This is a genomic window from Sphingomonas sp. RS2018, from assembly GCF_054489605.1.
Window position 1 is genome coordinate 125,335 of sequence record NZ_JBTMWL010000005.1, and the last position, 19,975, is coordinate 145,309.

The window sequence follows — 19,975 nt, forward strand, 5'->3', positions numbered from 1 at the left end:
CCGCCGTGCTCCCGCGCAGGCGGGCGTCCAGAGTCGCAACGCTGCCTCTCATAACCTAAGTTGCCGTCTGCGCGACAGCACGGATAGCTGGTACAGGAAAACGGCGAACCCCGAGGAGGTCCGCCCGTCGCGCGTGGCGCGACAGGCGGGATTGCCCGGGTACGTTCAGGCCACGAAGATCGTGGCGATGACCAGCGCCTGGGCAACCAGCGTCGCGGCGAAGGTCGCCGCGGTTTCGAGGTTGCGCATGGTGGGTCTTTCGTTCTGCGCGGCGGGATCGCCGCTGCAGGCCGCTATCGGCGGCTGAGGGCGCTGTAATCCCGTTGTAATAATCTTGCACGTGCGCATTCGATTATTGCTGTTGCTTGAAATGCATGCGTGGGGCGAAACGATGGCGGGTGTGCCCTGGATATTACCGATGCGGTAGGATTTGGTGGAGGATGCCCGCCTGATCCGTTCGTGCTGAGCCTGTCGAAGCATGGTTCCTTGCGCCGCGAACGCTGCTCCAGCGGCACGAAGTACGGTCCTTCGACAGGCTCAGGACGAACGGGGGAGGGCCGGGGGGCGTCGTGGCGAAGCCACGCCGTCGGTCGTCGCTGGGCGACGCCGGCCGGGCTGACGGCGAGACGAGGATTAGCGGAGCTAATCCTCTCCGTCAGCGGAACACCCGCTCGAAGATCGTGTCGACGTGCTTGAAGTGATACCCGAGGTCGAACCGCTCGGCGATTTCATCTGCGGATAGCGCCGCCGTCACGTCCGGGTCTGCCTGCAGCAGTTCCAGCAGCGACAGCTCGCCGTCGCTTTCCCACACCCTCATCGCGTTGCGCTGGACGTAGCGGTACGAATCCTCGCGGCTGACGCCGGCCTGTGTCAGCGCCAGCAGTACGCGCTGCGAATGGACGAGGCCGCCCATGCGGTCGAGGTTCTTCTGCATGCGCGCCGGATAGACGAGCAGCTTGTCGACCACGCCGGTCAGGCGGGCGAGCGCGAAGTCGAGGGTGATGGTGGCGTCGGGGCCGATATAGCGTTCGACCGACGAATGACTGATGTCGCGTTCATGCCACAGCGCGACATTCTCGAGCGCCGGGGTGACATAACCGCGCACCATGCGGGCGAGGCCGGTCAGATTCTCGGTCAGCACCGGGTTGCGCTTGTGCGGCATCGCCGACGACCCCTTCTGGCCCGGCGAGAAATACTCCTCCGCTTCCAGCACCTCGGTACGCTGCAAATGGCGGATCTCGGTCGCGAGCCGCTCGATCGAGCCGGCGATCACGCCCAGCGTCGCGAAATACATCGCGTGCCGGTCGCGCGGAATCACCTGCGTCGAGACGGGTTCTGGGGTCAGGCCGAGCTTGGCGGCGACGTGCTCCTCGACGCGGGGATCGACGTTGGCGAAGGTGCCGACCGCGCCCGAGATGGCGCAGGTCGCGATCTCCGCGCGCGCCGCGACCAGCCGCGCGCGGCAGCGGTCGAACTCGGCATAGGCCTGCGCGAGCTTCAGCCCAAAGGTGACCGGCTCGGCATGGATGCCGTGGCTGCGGCCGATCGTCGGGGTGAGCTTGTGCTCGAACGCGCGGGCGCGGAGCGCGGCGAGCAGCGCGTCCAGATCAGCGAGCAGGATGTCGGACGCACGGGCCAACTGCACGGCGAGCGCGGTGTCGAGCACGTCGGACGAGGTCATGCCCTGATGCAGGAAGCGCGCCCAGTCCTCGCCCGAATGCGCCTTCACCTGTTCGGACACCCAAGTGAGGAAGGCAATGACGTCGTGCTTCGTCACCGCCTCGATCGCGTCGATGGCGGCGACGTCGATCGCCGGGTTGGTCGCCCACCACGCCCATAGCGCGTCGGCGGCGGCGCGCGGCACGACGCCGAGGTCCGCCAGCGCCTCGGTCGCATGCGCTTCGATCTCGAACCAGATGCGTAGGCGTGATTCCGGCGCCCACAGGGCAGTCATGTCGGGGCGCGAATACCGGGGAATCATGGGGTCTGTCCTGCTCAGCGGGCGATGGGCCGGGCGTTAGCAGGGACGAGTCGATGCCGGCAACGGTCGATTTCTTGAAATGCGTGACTTAAATACTACATCGTTATCAGCGAAGTTCATTCGCGGTTCGTCCAAGTCCGTTTTGACACGAGCGGACTATATCGAACCGCAGCGAAGGAGAAATATCATGATGAAGACAGCCATGATGGTCAGTGCACTTGCCATTGCTACACCTGCATTTGCGCAGGAGGCTCAGTCCGCGCCGGCGAGCCCGACGACGACTGCACCGACGGCCGACCAGACTGCACCGGGACGGACGCCGCTGACAGCGGCCGATCCCGCGACCGCAGCGCCGCCGGCCCAGACCGCCGAGGCGGCGCCGGTGACCCCGGCGCAGGAAGCGCCGGCCCAGGTCGCAGCGGCGCCCGCGGCGGCACCGCCGGCGACCGGCGCGACGCAGATCGCGCAGGTCGTGAGCACCGAGTTCCCGACCTATGACAAGAATGCCGACGCGAAGCTGGACAAGGCCGAGTTCGGCGCCTGGATGGTCGCGCTGAAAACCGCGAGCGATCCGTCGACCAAGGCGGGCGATCCGGCGACGACGAAGTGGGTGTCGGGTGCGTTCGCATCGGCCGATACCGACAAGTCGAAGGGCGTGAGCCAGGCCGAGTTGACGAAATATCTGTCGCAGAACGCCGGCTGATATCGATCACGATGCGGCAACGGCCGTCGATCCCACCCGGATCGGCGGCCGTCGTCGTTTCGGGCCGTTCGCAACCCGGCGCCGCGCCGCTCGTTCGGACGGGCATGGCAAGCATACGCAAGCGCGCGACGACCGCGCCCCGCCCCGTACTCGGTCTCGCCGCCGGCCTTGCCGCAGGGCTGGTCGCCGCCGCGGTGATGGAGCTGTTCCAGTCCCAGACCGCCGAAGCCTTCGGTGTGGAGGGCGATCCCGCCGACTCCGCCACTGCGAAGACCGCGAATGCGGTCGTCGAAGTCGCGACCGACGCGCCGCTGCCGCGCGAGGATCGGCCGGGTGCCGGGCGGCTGGTCCACTATGCGGTCGGTGCGGCGCTGGGCGGGGCCTACGGCCTCGTCGCCGAATATCGGCCCGGCGTGGCGAGCGGGTTCGGCAGCGGCTACGGCCTCGTCACCTCCGCGCTGCTCGACGAAGGTACGGTGCCGGCGCTCGGGCTGGGCGAGGCGCCGGCCGAGACGCCGCTCGGTACGCACCTCTATGGCGCGGCGGCGCATCTGGTGTTCGGCGTGGTGCTTGAGGGGACGCGGGCGCTGCTCGGCGGGCGGCGCTAACAGTCAGACCCGCTCCGCCTCGCTGACCGCATCTGCCGCGCGCAATGCCGCCAGCAGGCGGGTGAGGTGGCTGGCGTTGCGCACCTCCAGCTCGATCGTGTTGGTGTGGAAGGTGGTGTCGCGGTTGTCCATGCGCAGGCCGAGGATGTTGGCCTTGTGCGCGCCGATGACGGTGGCGATCGCGCCCAGCGCGCCGGGTTCGTTCTTCAGCGTGACGGCGATGCGCGCGGTGCCGCCCTCCGCCGTGTCGCCCCAAGCGAGGTCGACCCATTCGCCGTCCTCGTCGATCTCGGGGCAGCCGATCTCGTGCACCATGATGCCTTCGCCGGCGCGGCGGATGCCGACGATGCGGTCGCCGGGCACCGGGCGGCAGCATTCGGCGAGGTCGAAGGCGACGCCCGGCGTCAGCCCGGTGATCGAGATGGCGTGACGCTGCGGCGGCGCACGGTGGTCGTCGTCCTCGCCGGCCGATCCCGGCATCAGCGCCTCCATCACCGCGCCGTCCGACAGCGAGCGGCGCGCGATCGCGGAGAACAGCGCATCTTCGCCCGACATCTTCAACCGGCGGATCGCGGCGGGGAGCGCATCGGGGCCGATCGCGGCAGGCAGGCGTGCGACGATGTCGTCGTAGAGCTTGCGGCCCAGCGCCTGCGTCTCGTCGCGCTCCTTGTGCCGCTGATGCCGCCGGATCGCGGCGCGCGCCTTCCCGGTGATGGCGAAGGACAGCCAGTTGGGCTGCGGCGCCTGACCCTTCGACCGCAGGATCTGCACCGAATCGCCATTGGCGATCTCGGTGCGCAGCGGCACCATCCGCCCGTTGATCTTGGCGCCCACCGCCTGGTCGCCGAGATCGGTGTGGACGGCATAGGCGAAGTCGATCGGCGTCGCGCCCTTCGGCAGCTGGATCAATTCGCCCTTCGGCGTGAACGCGAAGATGCGGTCGACGTACATCGCCATGCGCGTATGTTCGAGCAGCTCCTCGGCGCTTTCGGCGGCGTCGAGGATCTCGACCAGATCGTTGATCCACGGCACCTGCGTATCGGGGCGCACCGCATCCTGTTTGTACGCCCAGTGCGCGGCGATGCCGTATTCGGCCTGCGCATGCATCGCGCGGGTGCGGATCTGCACCTCGATCCGCGCGGTCTCGCCGAACACGACCGTGGTGTGGAGCGAGCGATAGCCGTTGCGCTTGGGTGTCGAGACATAGTCCTTGAACCGCCCCGGCACCGCAGGCCATTTGCGGTGGATGACGCCCAAGGCCCGGTAACATTCCTCCTCGGTCTCGACGATCGCGCGGAACGCCATCACGTCGGACAGCTGTTCCAGGCTGACGTGGCGTTCCGACATCTTGCGCCAGATCGAATAGGGATGCTTCTGGCGTCCGCCGACCTCGGCATCGATGCCGGCGCGGTCGAGCAATGTCTCGATCCCGTGCGCGATCTTCTCGATCCGGTGGCCCTCGCCCTCCAGCGCCTCGAGCCGCTTCTTGATCGATTCGTACGCCTCGGGCTCGAGTTCGCGGAAAGCGAGCGTCTGCATCTCCTTCATGAACTCGTACATGCCGATCCGCTCGGCGAGCGGCGCATAGATATCCATCGTCTCGCGCGCGATGCGGCGGCGCTTCTCGGGCTTGGCGATGTAATGCAGCGTGCGCATGTTGTGCAGCCGGTCGGCCAGCTTCACCAGTAGAACGCGGATGTCGTCCGACATCGCCAGCAGGAACTTGCGCAGGTTTTCCGCGGCGCGCTGGTTCTCCGACTGCGCCTCGATCTTGCTGAGCTTGGTGACGCCGTCGACCAGCCGCGCGACGCTGGCGCCGAACAGCCGCTCGATCTCCTCCGACGTCGCGACCGTGTCCTCGACCGTGTCGTGCAGGATCGCAGTGACGATCGTCTCGTCGTCCAGCCGCAGGTCGGTCAGGATGCCGGCGACCTCGATCGGGTGGCTGAAGTAGGGATCGCCCGATGCGCGCTTCTGCGTCCCGTGCGCATTGACGGAGAAGACGTAGGCGCGGTTCAGCATCGCCTCGTCGGCCTGGGGATCGTAGCTCAGGACACGATCGACGAGTTCATATTGGCGCAGCACGGTGCCCGGGAGAGTGGGCACCGCGCTCACGCTTTGCAATCCGCTTTTCGTATTACTTCGCGCGCGCGTTGCACTTGGTCAGCGCTTCGGGCGTGAAAGCGGCGCCGCCGGCGGTGAAGGATTCGACCGCGCCGACGCGCTGCACGACCAGTTCGCACAGCACCGCGTCACGCTCGCCGCTGCGCGGGGCCGAGCACAGGCCTTCCGCGCACTTCCACAACGTGCTGCGCGTGACCAAAGTCGGCTTGGCCGGGGCGGCGGCGGGCTTCGCGCTGTAATAGCTCTGCGCGGCGGCCGGCATGGCGGCGGTGAGGGCGAAGGCGGCGAGTGCGAGCGTGGCGAACTTGGTCATGATATCGGCCCCTGTCGAAATACGTTGCAGTTCGCTACCTATCGCGAACACCCTTGCGTTGCAATATGCAACCTATGCTGCGGAGCAATATTTCGTGACGGCTTCGCGGGGCGCGATTTTCGGGTTAGGAGCGGGCGATGGGTGCCAAGCTGCATGACCAATTGCGCGACGTCGTCACGTGCAGCCTGCCGGCCGCGCTGGAGGCGATGGGCGACCGCTGGTCGCTGGTGATCCTGCGCGCCGCGTTCAACGGCCTGCACCATTTCGAGGAATTCCAGTCGGAACTGGGAATCGCCCGCAACATCCTGTCGAGCCGGCTGGCGCGATTCCTGGAGCACGGCATCCTGGAGCGCCGACCGCTGCCCGACGATCGCCGCAAGATCGAATATCGCCTGACCGACAAGGGCTATGCCCTGCTGCCGACGATGATCGCGCTCCGGCAATGGGGCGAGCGGTGGGAGACGGGGGTGCCGGCGACCCCGGTACTGGTCGACCTGCGTGACGGCCAGCCGATCCGGCCGGTGCGCGTGCTGTCGCACGACGGACGCGCGCTGGAGGTGACCGACCTGAAATGGGTGCTGCCCGAGGATGTGGGCAAGGGTGGAGTGGCGGACGCCGACGCGCGCTAAAGCACCAGCTTGGCGCCGACGATCGCCAGCGTGACGGCGAGGACGGGGATCAGCACGCGTTCCGACACGCGCGACGCCAGCAGGCTGCCGATGATGATGCCGGGGATCGAGCCGATCAGCAGCGCGAGCAGCAGGGCGCCATCGACCCGCCCCATCGCGATATGGCCGATTCCCGCGATCAGCGTCAGCGGCACCGCGTGCGCGATGTCCGAGCCGACCAGCGTGCGCACCGGCAGGCGCGGATAGAGGATCAGCAGCGCGGTCATGCCGAGCGCGCCCGCGCCGACCGAGGTCAGCGACACCAATGTGCCGAGCGCCGCACCCAGCGCCACCGTCGCCGCGGCGATGCGGCGTTCACTCAGCGCGTCGAACCACGGGCCCGCCCCGGCGACGATTCGCGTGCGGAACAGGATCGCCACCGCGGTCAGCATCAGCGCGATGCCGAGGATCGCGGCGAGGCCGGCGCCGCTGCCCTTCGTCACCGCGCCCGACTGCGACAGCAGCAGCAGGGTGATCGCGGTGGCGGGCACGCTGCCGCTCGCCAGCCGCCGCACCACCCGCCAGTCGACCGATCCGTGGCGGCCGTGGACGAGCGTGCCGACCGACTTGGTCGCGGCGGCATAGAGCAGGTCGGTGCCGACCGCAGTCGCCGGGTGGAAGCCGAAGGCGAGCACCAGCAAAGGCGTCATCAGCGATCCGCCGCCGACGCCGGTCAGCCCGACGAGCATGCCGACGAGCAGCCCGGCGATGGAATAGAGCGGGTTGATGGCGGCCAACATCGCGCGACCATGACGCCGCCGCCGCAGAACGCGACGCAGAAAATCTTTCGCGCCGTCGTTTGGGGGCCTTCTACGGCGTCTTGCGCACCGGCGGCAGCGCGTTGCAGATGTCGGCGCCGCCCGCCGGCACGGTGAAGAACGGCGGCTCGCGGTTTTCGCGCGCGGTGATCCACAGGCGGAAGCGGGCGTTGTCGGTCGCGCGATACTGGTAATGCGGGCGCTCGGCGGCGGGCAGGTCGCTGGCGAGCCGCGCGGTGGCGATCGGCATGAACAGCTTCGGGTCCTCGTACAGCCCCAGCCCGCCGCCGGTCCCGCGCGGCAGCGTCGACAGCGCGTCGATGCCGTCGATCACGCGGCCGACGATCGCGATGTTGCGATCGAGATGCCGCGGCGAATGGCCGATGTTGGCATAGAGATCGCCGCCGCTGCCCGTCGACGGCGCCAGATCGCGCGCCACGCCAACCATGCCGTAACAATGCGGGATCCAAGCCTCCCGTCCATTGGTCGCGATCGGCCAGCCGTCGCGACTGTAGCCTGCCCTGGTCGCATAGGGATCGGGCTTCGACAGCGTCGCGACCGCGTCGAACTTCGGCCAGCTGTATTCGGCGGGCGGATTGGCGACGACGCCGGGCGGCAGCGGCTTCTTCTCGGTCGAATCGCCCCATTGCGCGACATAATTGTCCTGCACGCGGTAGACGCTCTCGCCGTCCCACCACTTCGCCTGCGCGATGCGGCGGATGTTCGCAACGTGCGCCGGCGTATAGCGTGCCGCCAGCCGCACGACGACGCGCCGCCCGTTGCCGAGCGTGAAGACCAGCAGCTCGTCGTCGGGAATGGCGACCCAGTCGGACGGCTGCGCGTCATAGGGCTTGGCGGCGGGGGCGGGGGTGGAGGTGATCGCTTGCGGTGCCGCCTGCGCGGGACCCGGGACCGACGCCGCCTGGGCGAGCGCGAGCGAAAGAACGATGGCGATCATGCCGACGAAGGTCGCATGCCGGCGCAGCCGACGCAATCGACTTGCAGGCCGCGCCACTTCCCCCTAGCACGCACCCCTCCAGAGCATGCGGAGCGGTGGCCGAGTGGTCGAAGGCGCTCGCCTGGAAAGTGAGTATACGGCAAAACCGTATCGAGGGTTCGAATCCCTCCCGCTCCGCCACCTAGTCTGCCAACAGCCTAATCTCTGTCGCTCGGACTGCGAAAACCGCGCAGTTCTGCGCCGTTTGCCGCGCCGACGGTGCAACGGAGAACTGTCTTCACCCCCGATACATGCGTTCCCGGCCGGCGGTTCTCCGGCGACGTCGGCCGTGGTACCGTATGGCAGTTACTGGGAAAGTAGTGGGAAAAAGCGCACTTCGATGCCAAAATCGCCGCCTCGAAGGCCCGCGAAAGCGAGGATTTGCGTCGATGTTGAAGAGCGCTTCCCATCTTTGAAGCAGTGGGAAACGTGGTATGAAAAATCACCGGATTTAACCTCGCTTCGATCGCAGGCTGGCATGCTGCGTCAGGTGTCGGATTTGATCAGTCAGTCGGTTGACCGCTATCCCGAATTCGTAGCTGAGCGCGGTTATTTGGAAATCGATGAGGACCGGCTGCGTAACTTGGTCGCCGGACTTGATCTCGACCCTGACGTTTCTGAGCAGGTGCTGGAAGATGTCAGGCTCACCATCGACTGGTATTTACTGCCGCAACGTCGTGCCGCACTCGGTCTCGACACGCGACAGCAGATCGATGCAATGCGATCCGCCGCCAGCAAAGCGCGACAGCTGCGCGATACGCTGTCCGAAAATCTTCTGGGCCTTGAAGACCTGTTGCCCACACTCGACGATGTTCGTGAAAACGAAACGGGCGACTTCGATCTACGCCAATTTCAAAGCACGTTATCCGCCTTCCTCATCTTAGCTGAGACTGCAATAAATGCGATCAAGCCTGGCCGCGGCGGTCGGAGCTCGCTGACACGTCGGGACTACGCCCTCGCCATGCTGATCCTAGCGATCGAGCAGGCGGTCGGCGAACAGGTTCGCACTTCGCGTGCTGATGAGGTCTGGCGCTTCACCACGCGGGCGGGCCAGTTTGTCCGCGATGTGATGAGGATGCTTGGCTGGCCCGACGAGCGCGTCTTAGTCACCGTCGTCCAGCGCATCAGCCGTGTGCCGCGTAAAAAAATGGCATGACCTCAGCAGGTGTTTTGTTACGCGTTCGCTAACCGCTCAGTCCTGATAGCTGCCTTGCCACCTTCGACACAAAGGGGTGGTTTAAGATGGTTGTCAGCAATTTCCCAAAGTCTGGTTATTCCTGGGTGGCGCCGAACACCCTGACCCCGCCGAACCGCAAGGTTCGACGGTTCACTGAGAAGAAGAAAAAGAAGCTCAGGGCAAGCTTCGCTGAGTTCGGTTGGGTCAACCCGCTGATCGTCGACGAGAGTAATCGGGTAATGTGCGGCGTCGGTCGCCTGATGGTGGCGCTCGAGGATGGTCACGACCTCGTTCCGATCGTTCGTGTCGTCCACATGACCGAAGTGCAAAAGCGAGCCTACATCATCGCTGACAACCGGATCGCCGAAGAAGGCGGCTGGGACAAGGACATGCTGCGGACGGAGCTCTCGGGCCTGGTCGAGCTCGGTTACGACGTCGAGCTGACCGGGTTCGACACGCTCGAGATCGACACGATGTTGTCGATCGGCGAGCCGGAGCCGCCCGAGGACAACGTCCACCTGCCGACCGATATGGTCACACCGGTCTCGCGCTTGAACGACCGGTGGCACATCGGCGCGCACCGCGTGCTGTGCGGCGATGCCCGCGATGCCGCCTGCTACGAGCGGCTGCTCGATGGCGACCGGGCCCATCTGATTTTCACGGATCCCCCGTACAACTGCGCCATCGCTGGAAACGTCTCCGGCCTGGGCAAGGTCAAACACGACAACTTCGTCATGGGTGTGGGCGAGCAGTCGATGCCCGAGTTCGCGCACACGCTGTTGCGCCCGGTGTTCCGCTGCATCGTCGCGAATGCCATGCCCGGCGCTATCGCATTCGTTTGCATCGACTGGCGCGCGGCGCCCTACCTCCACGATGCAGCTCAGGGGGTGTTTCACGAGCAGAAGAACCTGATTATTTTTAACAAGACCAACGCCGGCATGGGCACCTTCTACCGCTCGGCCCACGAGCTGATCTTTGCCTACAAAGTGAGCCCCGGCACCCACATCAACAATTTCGGCCTCGGCGAGGGCGGCCGTCACCGCAGCAACGTTTGGACGTACGCGGGCGCCAATACGTTTCGCGCTGGACGCATGCAGGATTTGGCTGATCACAGCACCGTCAAACCGAAGAAACTCGTGGCAGACGCCATCCTGGACTGCTCAAAGCGCGGCGGCATCGTGCTGGATCCGTTTCTGGGGTCTGGCACGACGCTGGTCGCGTGCGAGATGACCGGCCGGGTCGGTCGGGGGATGGAACTCGATCCCAAGTACGTCGACGTCATCCTGCGCCGGGTCTCCGAAGAAACCGGTTGCGAGCCGATGCTCGACGGGGTCACCCCGTTCAGCGTGGTCAAGGCCCAGCGCGAAAGCGAGGAGTCGTGATCATGAGCGATAATGAAAACACCCCGAAGCCCGGATTCCGCAAGGACGGCAAACCGCTGAAGGAAGGAAACACGCGCGAGGACGGCAGCTTCTTCATCGGTAAGAACCGTCCCGATCCCAAGACGCAGTTCCAGAAGGACGACGGCCGAGAGCGCGGTCGCCGTCCGAAAGGCACCAAGAACTTGCTGACCGAATGGCGCGAGGAGCTCGCTGAGAAGATCGTCATGACCGAAGGCGGCAAGCCGAAGAAGGTCACCAAGCGGCGCGCATTGATCAAGACCAAGATCGACCGCGGTCTGAAACGGAGCGATCGAGCCAACGAAGAAGCGCTGCGCTACGCTGAGCTCTGCGAAAAGCGCGATCCGGGTGTGCAGGAGGACGACCTGAAGATCATCGAAGTTTGGCTGGCGGGGGTGCAGCAGACCCGCGACAGCGACGACTTCGACGACCCGAGCGCGCTCACGCGCGAGGGCGAGGACGACACTGATCTGCCCAAGGGCGAGAGCGATGGTTAGGTCGCCCGACGATCGGCCCGAGATGAAAGCTGTGCTGCCGGCGCTCATCCGGCAGCGGTTCGACGTATTCTTGCGGTTCGCGTTTCGTGAACTTGCGGGCAACCGCGAGTTCACGCCCGCGTGGCACATCGACGCGATCGAGCGGCAGCTGCATCTGCTGGACAGTCGCGAGATCACCCAGCTGATCGTCACAATGCCGCCGCGGCATCTGAAGTCGATCGTGATCTCGGTGGCGTGGGTGGCGTGGATCCTCGGTCGCGAACCGCAGTCGAAGTTCACCTGCGCATCGTACGATCTCGATCTGGCCGAGAAGCACGCGCGCGATTGTCTCAAGATCATCGATTCCGCTTGGTACCGCAGTGCCTTCCCGAACATGCGATTGACCAAGCGAGCGGTGCTCGACTTCGAGACCTATGCAGGGGGCGGCCGCCTTTCGACTTCCGTCGGCGGTGGTGTCACGGGACGCGGTGGCGATTGGATCATCCTCGATGACCCGATGAAGGGCGACGAAGCCCTATCCGACACGGTGCGCGCGAAGACCAAGGATTGGTTCTTCAACACGCTGCGAAGCCGCGCCGATGACGATAAGACGCGGTACATCATCGTGATGCAGCGACTGCACGAAGAGGATCTCGCTGGGTACCTGCTCCGACAAGGAGGCTGGGAGGAGCTGCGCCTCTCCGCGATCGCAACGCGCGACGAAGTAATCCCGCTCTTGGGCGGGCGGGTTCACTATCGCCGCGAAGGATATCCGCTGACTCCGAGCCGGCAGTCGCTCGCTTATCTCAAGCGTCGGCAGGCCGAAGACCCGTATGTGTTCGCGGCCCAGTACCAGCAGGACCCGATCGGCCGCATCGGCGCATTCGTCATGCCCGATTGGTTCAAAACCTATGACGAGCCGCCGTGGACCGGGCATGTGGCGCAGAGCTGGGACACGGCCGTCAAGGCTACGGTGCGCAGCGACTGGTCGGTCGGCATCACCGCTCGCTTTTACCAGGGGCGTTGGTACATTCTCGACGTATTTCGCGAGCGGGTCGAATTTAGCGACCTCTACGCTGCCGTTCGCGCGTCCTGCACAAAGTACAAGGTCGAGCATCTGCTGATTGAGGACGCATCGAGTGGCGCGCAGCTGATCGAGCGCCTGCGCCGCGAGATGGGTCCGAACGATCCCTATGCGGTGGCGGTCACGCCAACCGGTGAAAAGGTCGCGCGGTTTGAAGCGCAGGCCAGTCGCATCAAGGATGGTCAGGTCGTCCTTCCGCGCACCGCGCCGTGGCTCCATGAGTTTTTGGCCGAGGTCACGCGGTTCCCGGGCGGCGGCAAGGACGATCAGGCTGATGCCCTGGCGCAACTGCTCGCCAACCCTCCGCCTGTGCTCGATCTGCCAATCAATGCAGGTCCGGAAACATACGTCGAGGATGAATATGGCGGCTCCTGGAGTGGTGGTGACTGGGGCGACGGTGGTGTCTCGTCGATTGAGGATGATGGTTGGGGTCCAAGCTGATTGATGGGTCATCACTGGACGGTTTTGATCGGTGATGCCTCATGGCTGAGCAGGCGCTGGATCTCGTCGTCGGCCACTTGAGGGCAGCTGGCCATTTTCTTGACGACCATCGAGTTGATCAGACCCTCAATGCCGTCCGTTTTCGCAAACTGGGTCGATGAGATGCCGCCGCGGAGCACGCCGTTGCGGAACAGTGCGGAGTAGGTTTTGCGCCCGGTGTAGCCACCAAACGAGTTCTTCGCGTTGAACGCGATCGACACCTGCCAGCTGACCGGCTTGCCTTCCTTCAGCTTGATGCTGCGCGCCGGGCACAGAGTGAAGTCGCGGATTGAGTATGGGTCCGCCAGCGTATTCTTTAGTTCGGCCAAGATCAGTGGGAGTAGCGCGCCCGGCATCAGTTCGAAATAGCCGGTTGGGTCGACGTCGGCGGGCGTGGCAGTGGCCAGCGCTATAGCGAGAATGAGCATGTCGGTCTCCGGTTGGAGGCCGGCATGATCGCTGCCTCCACCACCGAATGCCCAGAACTCTGCTGGGTGTGCGCCGCTGCTTTTCAGGCGCGCCGCCACACATGCTCGACACACGCACGAAGTCCAGTCCCTCTTGCGGTGCGAGCCGCCGGGCGTCAGAAGAGCAGCGCCCCACCGAGAGGAGGGGCGGGGCGTAGTAACCCCGCTTGAACCAGCCGGTCACGGAGCAATCCGAGGCCGGGTGGCATGCGCGCATGTCCAGCCGGCTTGCCGGTAAAGGCGCATGCGCTCGTTGGTTCAGCGGGTTACTAACATCCGGCTTCGGCCGTCGTCCCGAGAGGTACATAGGGCGACAAGGGGCTGGGATATGATTTTGACGCTGATCGAGCGCATCCGCGAGCGGTTGGCGCAGAACGCCTACGTAAATGAAGCCGCGATAAGCCACGGCGTGGTGACCCCTGTGCTGAATGCGCTTGGGTGGGACAGCGCCGATCCGCAGCAGCTGGTCCCGGAGTACACTACCGACCGTGGCCGCGTTGATTTTGCGCTATTCGGGCTTGGCCACCGCCCGGCAGTGTTCGTCGAGGTGAAGGCAGTCGGTCGCGCCGTCTACGGCGATAAACAGCTATTTGAGTACGCGTTCCACCAAGGCGTGCCTTTGTGCGTACTCACCGACGGGCGCGAGTGGAGTTTTTACCTGCCGAGCGGGCAGGGCTCCTACGAAGATCGCCGCGTCTATCGCCTGCAGCTTGATGATCGCGATCCTGAAGAATGCGAGCGCATCTTGGTGCGATATCTTGCTCGCGATCGAGTGCGGGATCAGTTGGCGTTCGAAGATGCCCAGCGAGATTATCGTGACGCCGCTGGTCAGCGCGAAGCGATTAGCATCCTGCCACGAGCGTGGAGCGAGATGCTGGCGACGCCTGAAGAACTGTTGGTCGACGCCGTTGCCGATAAGGCGGAAGCCATGTGCGGCTACAAGCCGGATGCAAAATCGGTGCTCGCCTTCCTGCGGACGCTGAGGGCAGCCGGACAGCGCCAGAGCGAGCCGGTGGCGCCCCCGCCGGAATCGCGAGTCAGGAATGCCGTCGTGGCCGTCGACGATACCGCGCCCTCCGATGCGCGGCCGCCTGCCCGGTCAATGCAGGAAGGCATCACGTTTATCATGCTCGGCAAGGAGCATCATTGTGCCAACGCCAAACTCGCTACGGTTGAGGTACTTCGCAACCTAGCCATCAGGGATCCGTCACGCATCCCGGCGCTCGCCGACGCCGTGCGAACACCGACGCTCAACCGCATTGCGCACACACCGGCCGAGATAAATCCGGGTCGACCTGAGCTTGCCAACGCAGCTGAGTTTGCACCCGGTTGGCTGGTGGGACTGAATATTTCGAACCGCGACAAAATGCGACTGATCCGCGCAGCTGCCGAGATCTATGAACTCACCTTGCCGGAAGACTTGCAGATTGAGCTACCCAACGGCTGAAACTGGGTGGAGAGCGGCCGGTCCGCTTTCGGGCAGCGACTGGCGTAAGCTACCCTTCGTTCAGGCTCGGCTCGTTGGCAGTTTCGCGCCCCAATTGTCGCCATTCAGCCCTCTCCGCTGCGATCCCAAAAGCCGTCGTTCGCATCACGCCGACGCCGTGCCGTCGCGAATGTGAACTTGGAGACTCACCAGTCGCTTGCTCGCGACATGTCGAACGGCAGCGATCTGTGGAAGCCGATGTTCAACGTTCGCCCGCCCAAGATTTCAGCAGGGCGAAGTCTGGGGCATTAGGAACCAGTCGGCTTTCAAAGGTCAAAGTGGCGAAGTTGCCTTCACAGCTGTGCCGTGGGCGGTGGAAGTAAAACCCGATCGCGCTATGCGCGTGGCGCTACAGACATGGCCAAATCCACGAGCGGTATGCATCGCTCCTTGAGCACGAACTCGCTCCGATCCGCTTCTGATGGCAACATGCAAAGAATGTGGAGTGGCAATTGTCGGCCGGCCGACTGCATTTCCGCTTTGAGATTGGATAGCGTTTCGCCGCTGGGGCCAACGACGAGTATGTCGATGTCTTCGCCGACACCGTTCAGGGTCGAGCCGAACATATAGGCGTCGAAACTAGCCAGGGATTCGCAACGCGTCAGCAGGTGAGCTGCGATCGCGCCCGCCTTCAGGATCTCTGGTGGATGTAGTCCCTCAGCTCTTCCCATCGTGTCACCTTGCATCCGAGCTCGTTTCCCGCATCGATCGCTTCTTTAGATGGGCTCCCGTTCGGGTTGATGTTCCACGCAACAGCCATCGGACCAAACCGGTTCCAAAGGCTGCGAACCGCGTCGGCGGTGGGTTCGTACTCGGCGATCATGCCTAGCCGGAAAACGACGCCGCTCTTGAGCCTGACCGAATAGACGCGATCGAACTCGCGGACGACTTGGGCAACACGACCATATTGTCGAAGGAGGCGGTCCGAGAAGAAATATGTCTTGTGTGACGCCGTCTTAGCGTTTCCATCCATGGCAGCCGAAAAGAGCGTTCCAAAGCTGCCCCAGCCCACACCATGATCCTGAAGATAGCGGATCGCGTCTCCTTCCCAGATACAGCTGGAGCGATAGCCGCAGAGGAAGTCCATGGCCGGAAATCGCTGTCTGTAATATGTGGCGGTCGCTAGGTCGATTATCTCCCCAGGCGCTATGGCAGCTAGCACGTTTGGCTGATCCGGGGTCATGACCTTGATCAGGTCGTCCTCCACATGAACTGCAGAAGATCGCCCCGGTTTTGCAAAATTCGCGAGCGCGTAGTTGATTTGCCAATTCACGCGAAGATGCCTTCCATTGCCCGAGGGAAGCGACTTGCGCGGCCAGCGACGCCGCAGACATGGCGTTCGGACAGGCCGCGCACATGTTCCTGATATTCTGCGAAGGTCCGGCGCTCCTCATCGGTGGCTAGTCCGAGGTTCGCCTCGATTATCGCCTGCATGCGGTAGTGGTTGGGTAGGATAACGCTCCTCACACGCTGCTCCCAAACGTGCGCCGCCTCGGACTCTGGATCATATTCGAACTCGGCCCCGTCCACGGGGGCGCATCGCTCCCAGATCGCCTTGTTCTCAGCAAGGACCGCGGCGACTGCCTCGCGCACTTGCCCGCGCTCGCCATATGCCTTGATACCCTGCTTGAGCGCCAGGTTCGCAAGATGGGCCTGCTTCCAATCAAGGAGAAGCTGGCGGGGATAGGCGTCGGGATCCTTGTCGACAATAGTATGGCAGGTCGGGCACAAGAGCAGCAAGTTGTCGAAGGAATCAGCATCAAAATCCTCCTCCGGCCTGTCCTCGTAGCGCGGACCAGCGTCACCATGCGGGATCACGTGCGCCATCTCCGCAATGTGCTTGTCGCCTCCCAACTCGACCGGGAACAGGGCGTCGAGACATTCCGGCCGCTGACAGTGGCCCGATGCCGCGGCAAATAAGTGCAGCCGGGTGGCCGCCGGAATAGCCTTGCGTTGCGCCATCAATCCTCCGCCCGATCTACAGCTGCCCTTACCGAAGTGCCGGCAAAGCGACGCGAATTTTGTGAACCTCGCCGCGCGCCGTTCGAACGCGCTGTCCTACGCTACCGCGGTCAGAGCAGTTCGCCCTGGTCCTGTCCCAGCATTTTGTTGATAAACGGGCGCATGTACAGGTTCACCTCGTCAAACTCGTCCTTCAAAAGCAACGATTCCTTTGTGGTTGGTTTGATGCGGTGCCCCTCATAAGCGACATCGTGTAGCGACACCGTCCCGAGTACGAGCTGCATGTCCCTCGGGCGATGCTTGAGAGCGAAGGCAATGATCGCAGCAGCGTTCTTCTCATCCTGATCCTGCTGAAGCGGTGTATCGAGGATGATCGGGCACAAGCACGATGTCGTGAATTCGCGGATCGTGTGCAGCAGCGCGTAATGATAAGCCAATATTGCCCTGGGGCCGTAGCTCCCCGTCTCGTTTATCTTCGGCGCGACGCTGCGCCGCGCTGCCGCGCTAAACTCGACCCCGAGCTCCCATGCAAACTCGCGCAACTTCTTGGCGTAGAACACCAGAATCTCGGCCTTGCGCTTGGCGCTGCTATGAACCCGCATGCGCTCTACCGCATCAAGTTCCTCAACGAGCCAGCCACCAATAGCGTCGTCGATCGCCGCGCGCTCGGACACGATCGTCGCATCGAGGATGCGTTCGCTCTCGTCGTTGAGCATGTCGCGCAGCTTAATCTCCCCGCGATTCTCTTCGAGGATTGTATCGATCCGCGCTATCCGGCTCCCATAGTTCTGCAAGGACTCTAGTTGGCGCCTGATATCGGTCTCGACCTCGCTCAGCGAGTGTCGAGATGAGGCTAGAAAACCGCGGCAGGCGTCGGCATCACTGATCAGACCAAAGCGGTTCGCAAAGTCATTCTCGTGAACGGTGCTGCAAGTCGGGCAGATGACCTGCGTGTCCGCGAGATCCTGCACGAATTTGAAGTCTGCATCGAGTTCGGCGAGCGCGGTCCGGGCGATCTCGACTTCCTCCACTAGGACCGCCCGGCGTGACTGCAACTCGGACAGCTTGCCTTTCACCGCGTCGTAAATGCTGCGAAGCTCGTTCAGCTCAGCCAGCAATTGCTCGATCTGAGTCGCAAACATTTCCGGCGTGAAGGTGACGCTGAGGGCCGACCGTCCCGCGCGCAGGCGCTGGTTGGCGCGATCGAGGGCGCGTCGCTCGGACTTGAGCTCATTCTGCTGGCGAACGGCTTCGGCCTTGTCCGCCTGCGCCGCATAATATTCGCGAGGGCGGATTCCAGTATGATATTCAAGGATGCTGCGGCGATAATCCTTGATCATCGCGAGCCCCTTGAAGGAGCTCCAGCTGTCATCCCATCCGCGATCCTGATCCTGATAAAAGGGCATGAAGCAAAATTGGGGCGGTGGGACGACGAGCGCGTCCGACTTCGTCGCCAGCTGGATCGTGAAATTCAACAAGTCGGCAATGGCCGGACCAACTTCCTTGACCAGCGCGCTACCGGTCCACAGCAGCACGTCGGTGACGTCGAACAGCGCGAACTGATTGTCGACACGCATGATCGTATAGGCCTGATCGTCGACGTTGAATTCGAGCAGTGTCGAAACCGCCGCCTTGCTCCATTTCGGATTCAAGACCTGCGGATCAGCCCCGAACGCGCTATAGATAGACTTGATGAGATGCGACTTGCCGGTGTCGTTGCCTCCGAAGACGACAGTCGTCTTGTCGTCAAAGCTCTCCTGTCTGGCTTTCTCCTCGGCGCGAGACAGAAGCAGCAGCCTTCGCAATTTCAAGTTTTTCATGCGTTTTCTTTCTGAGGCTCCTCACAAGTCGCTTATATTGTTCAAGTTTTATGGTGCGTGTATATTTCATAAACGATCATCGCCTTCAGTCTCGCGGGGCTAAATGGTGACAGATATTTCTTCGCGACGGTTTCGGCCTTGCTGTAGATCGCCTCGATCATCGCAGCAGATCTAGAGCCGTATCATCGACTACGCCGTCCAAGCCGCCCTGGATCGCCAGGCGAATGCGGTGAACCGCTCCATCAGCCGAATTGAGCGCAACCGAGCGGTAGATCGCATATTCGCGACTTATGATCAGGGCCTCGGCAAAGGGGGCGTTGAGATCCGGCGCGATGTGGCTCCATTCCGGCGACCGTGCGGCACTTTCGATCGTGTCCAGCCATTCCTGCACATTCGCCTTGGTCAGGCTCTTGTCTTTCACGACCTGCTGCAGGCTCACATAGTTGCCCTTGAAATGGGCCTTGCGCCGACATTCATCGGCGATCGCTTGATAGACGGCTTCGGGACTGAATGTCACCGGGCCGAGCTGATCGGCGATGAAACTCTGCAGCTTGCCTTTCGTATGCGAGACAACATCGCCGAGGCTGAGGTTGGTATGAGCAAATCCGAGGAGGCCGACCTGTGCCGTCGTTGCCTTTGGAAAAGCGCCCTGCACCGATTTGAGGATCTTGGCGAAATCAACGGGTTCACATTCGGTGAAACGAAACGCAGCCTTGGTTCCGTTCAGGCTGCAAAGTTGATTGGACACGAAATCCACCGACAGGACGGCGTCCTGGAATTTGTCGATGTTGTGGAACATCTTGTCGACGATCGAGGGCTTTTCGCTCGTGCCGGCCTCGGACTTGACCTTTTCGCGTTTCAGCAGCGACGACAATGTCCAGCCGCCGATGGTGGCCTTCGACTTCACCTGATAGAATTTGACTGTCGCTGGATCGGACGGGCTGTCCAGAAGCGCGACGTCATCATGAAATTCGAAAACGATCGCATAGTCGCCCTGACTTTGGTGCTGCTCGAACAGTAGGGCTAGGCCCCACATCGTCTGATAGTCATAACGATCCGATGTCGCGGCATTCTCTCGCTCGGCGACGCTGATAAGATCCGATGCCAGTGACAACTGCGCTGCTCCCCCACGGACATGCGAATGACGATCCTACAGGCTTCTGGTCGTGATCGACAATCGGTAAGTCCACCGAACATCCGATGACATGTGTTATTATGTGCGCCGTTTGCGTTCACATCGACAGCAAAAAATGCGGTCGCTGGATTCAAACCGCCTTCGTCCCTCCGGTTCCTTTGTCTTCAGTTCGTTCCCACGTCGCCTTTCCCGTTTGTGTGACTGAGACTAATCAGGCGGGAAACAGCCCAGTTGCCGCCATTCAGCGCTCCACGGCAGCGATGTCGGCTTTTGCTAGGTGGCGTCCCGAAAGCTGCCAGGCCGCTACCGGCCCACTTTCAGTCGCTCATGACGGCG

20 protein-coding genes and 1 tRNA gene are annotated in these 19,975 nt (G+C 63.3%); 9 read left to right on the forward strand and 12 right to left on the reverse strand.

All coding sequences use genetic code 11. The annotated features are described in order from the left end of the window. Positions 1–165 precede the first annotated feature (165 nt). Positions 166–480 (reverse strand): hypothetical protein, encoded by a 315-nt coding sequence (locus ACX40P_RS14350; protein ID WP_459127045.1) that lies wholly within the window; start codon positions 478–480, stop codon positions 166–168. Positions 481–655: 175 nt separating this feature from the next. Continuing rightward, positions 656–1,981, reverse strand: a complete 1,326-nt coding sequence (gene purB, locus ACX40P_RS14355; RefSeq protein ID WP_459127046.1) for an adenylosuccinate lyase — start codon at positions 1,979–1,981, stop codon at positions 656–658. 187 nt (positions 1,982–2,168) lie between these two features. Between purB and ACX40P_RS14360 the strand changes: the two genes are divergently transcribed. Next, on the forward strand, positions 2,169–2,684 hold the full coding sequence (locus tag ACX40P_RS14360; RefSeq protein ID WP_459127047.1) for an EF-hand domain-containing protein: 516 nt from the start codon (positions 2,169–2,171) through the stop codon (positions 2,682–2,684). Positions 2,685–2,788: 104 nt separating this feature from the next. Further along, complete coding sequence (locus ACX40P_RS14365; RefSeq protein ID WP_459127048.1) at positions 2,789–3,292, forward strand: DUF1440 domain-containing protein; 504 nt, start codon at positions 2,789–2,791, stop codon at positions 3,290–3,292. A gap of 3 nt (positions 3,293–3,295) precedes the next feature. Here the strand turns inward: ACX40P_RS14365 and ACX40P_RS14370 are convergent, their stop codons facing one another. Beyond that, positions 3,296–5,377: a RelA/SpoT family protein gene (locus tag ACX40P_RS14370; RefSeq protein ID WP_459127078.1), complete on the reverse strand. Its 2,082-nt coding sequence runs from the start codon at positions 5,375–5,377 to the stop codon at positions 3,296–3,298. 52 nt (positions 5,378–5,429) lie between these two features. Continuing rightward, positions 5,430–5,729: a CC_3452 family protein gene (locus ACX40P_RS14375; protein ID WP_459127049.1), complete on the reverse strand. Its 300-nt coding sequence runs from the start codon at positions 5,727–5,729 to the stop codon at positions 5,430–5,432. A gap of 137 nt (positions 5,730–5,866) precedes the next feature. On the opposite strand from ACX40P_RS14375, the gene ACX40P_RS14380 reads away from it, so the two are divergent. Further along, positions 5,867–6,358 carry a winged helix-turn-helix transcriptional regulator gene (locus tag ACX40P_RS14380; protein WP_459127050.1) on the forward strand — a complete coding sequence of 164 codons (492 nt, stop codon included), beginning with the start codon at positions 5,867–5,869 and terminating at the stop codon, positions 6,356–6,358. Here the strand turns inward: ACX40P_RS14380 and ACX40P_RS14385 are convergent. After that, entirely contained in the window at positions 6,355–7,137 is a 783-nt protein-coding gene (locus ACX40P_RS14385) for a sulfite exporter TauE/SafE family protein (protein ID WP_459127051.1), read from the reverse strand. The two genes, ACX40P_RS14380 and ACX40P_RS14385, sit on opposite strands and share 4 nt — an antisense overlap. Before the next feature lie 70 nt (positions 7,138–7,207). Further along, positions 7,208–8,113: a peptidylprolyl isomerase gene (locus tag ACX40P_RS14390; protein WP_459127052.1), complete on the reverse strand. Its 906-nt coding sequence runs from the start codon at positions 8,111–8,113 to the stop codon at positions 7,208–7,210. Between the two features lie 89 nt (positions 8,114–8,202). On the opposite strand from ACX40P_RS14390, the gene ACX40P_RS14395 reads away from it, so the two are divergent. The 5 genes from ACX40P_RS14395 to terL all read left to right on the forward strand — a co-directional run bounded on the left by ACX40P_RS14395 (position 8,203) and on the right by terL (position 12,730). Continuing rightward, a tRNA-Ser gene (locus tag ACX40P_RS14395) sits at positions 8,203–8,293 on the forward strand. Positions 8,294–8,492: 199 nt separating this feature from the next. After that, a complete protein-coding gene (locus ACX40P_RS14400; protein WP_459127053.1) occupies positions 8,493–9,308 on the forward strand; it encodes a hypothetical protein in 816 nt (271 codons plus the stop codon). 86 nt (positions 9,309–9,394) lie between these two features. Continuing rightward, the gene (locus ACX40P_RS14405; RefSeq protein ID WP_459127054.1) at positions 9,395–10,711 is read left to right on the forward strand and encodes a site-specific DNA-methyltransferase; all 1,317 of its coding nucleotides are present in this window, start codon (positions 9,395–9,397) and stop codon (positions 10,709–10,711) included. Between the two features lie 2 nt (positions 10,712–10,713). After that, the gene (locus tag ACX40P_RS14410; RefSeq protein WP_459127079.1) at positions 10,714–11,226 is read left to right on the forward strand and encodes a DUF5681 domain-containing protein; all 513 of its coding nucleotides are present in this window, start codon (positions 10,714–10,716) and stop codon (positions 11,224–11,226) included. After that, the gene (terL, locus tag ACX40P_RS14415; RefSeq protein WP_459127055.1) at positions 11,219–12,730 is read left to right on the forward strand and encodes a phage terminase large subunit; all 1,512 of its coding nucleotides are present in this window, start codon (positions 11,219–11,221) and stop codon (positions 12,728–12,730) included. Before ACX40P_RS14410 ends, terL begins: the two co-directional genes overlap by 8 nt. A gap of 11 nt (positions 12,731–12,741) precedes the next feature. On the opposite strand, the gene ACX40P_RS14420 is transcribed toward terL, so the two are convergent. After that, on the reverse strand, positions 12,742–13,296 hold the full coding sequence (locus tag ACX40P_RS14420) for a hypothetical protein (protein WP_459127056.1): 555 nt from the start codon (positions 13,294–13,296) through the stop codon (positions 12,742–12,744). 268 nt (positions 13,297–13,564) lie between these two features. Between ACX40P_RS14420 and ACX40P_RS14425 the strand changes: the two genes are divergently transcribed. Further along, positions 13,565–14,683, forward strand: a complete 1,119-nt coding sequence (locus ACX40P_RS14425; RefSeq protein ID WP_459127057.1) for a hypothetical protein — start codon at positions 13,565–13,567, stop codon at positions 14,681–14,683. Positions 14,684–15,057: 374 nt separating this feature from the next. Here ACX40P_RS14425 and ACX40P_RS14430 read toward each other — a convergent pair whose 3' ends face one another. The 5 genes from ACX40P_RS14430 to ACX40P_RS14450 all read right to left on the reverse strand — a co-directional run bounded on the left by ACX40P_RS14430 (position 15,058) and on the right by ACX40P_RS14450 (position 19,618). Further along, positions 15,058–15,408: a nucleotidyltransferase domain-containing protein gene (locus tag ACX40P_RS14430; protein ID WP_459127058.1), complete on the reverse strand. Its 351-nt coding sequence runs from the start codon at positions 15,406–15,408 to the stop codon at positions 15,058–15,060. Further along, entirely contained in the window at positions 15,354–15,995 is a 642-nt protein-coding gene (locus ACX40P_RS14435) for a hypothetical protein (RefSeq protein WP_459127059.1), read from the reverse strand. The genes ACX40P_RS14430 and ACX40P_RS14435 overlap by 55 nt, the downstream gene beginning before the upstream one ends. Beyond that, positions 15,992–16,684 (reverse strand): HNH endonuclease, encoded by a 693-nt coding sequence (locus tag ACX40P_RS14440; RefSeq protein WP_459127060.1) that lies wholly within the window; start codon positions 16,682–16,684, stop codon positions 15,992–15,994. The genes ACX40P_RS14435 and ACX40P_RS14440 overlap by 4 nt, the downstream gene beginning before the upstream one ends. A gap of 110 nt (positions 16,685–16,794) precedes the next feature. Next, positions 16,795–18,504 (reverse strand): hypothetical protein, encoded by a 1,710-nt coding sequence (locus ACX40P_RS14445; RefSeq protein WP_459127061.1) that lies wholly within the window; start codon positions 18,502–18,504, stop codon positions 16,795–16,797. A gap of 157 nt (positions 18,505–18,661) precedes the next feature. Beyond that, positions 18,662–19,618 carry a dsDNA nuclease domain-containing protein gene (locus tag ACX40P_RS14450; RefSeq protein WP_459127062.1) on the reverse strand — a complete coding sequence of 319 codons (957 nt, stop codon included), beginning with the start codon at positions 19,616–19,618 and terminating at the stop codon, positions 18,662–18,664. Positions 19,619–19,975: the final 357 nt, after the last annotated feature.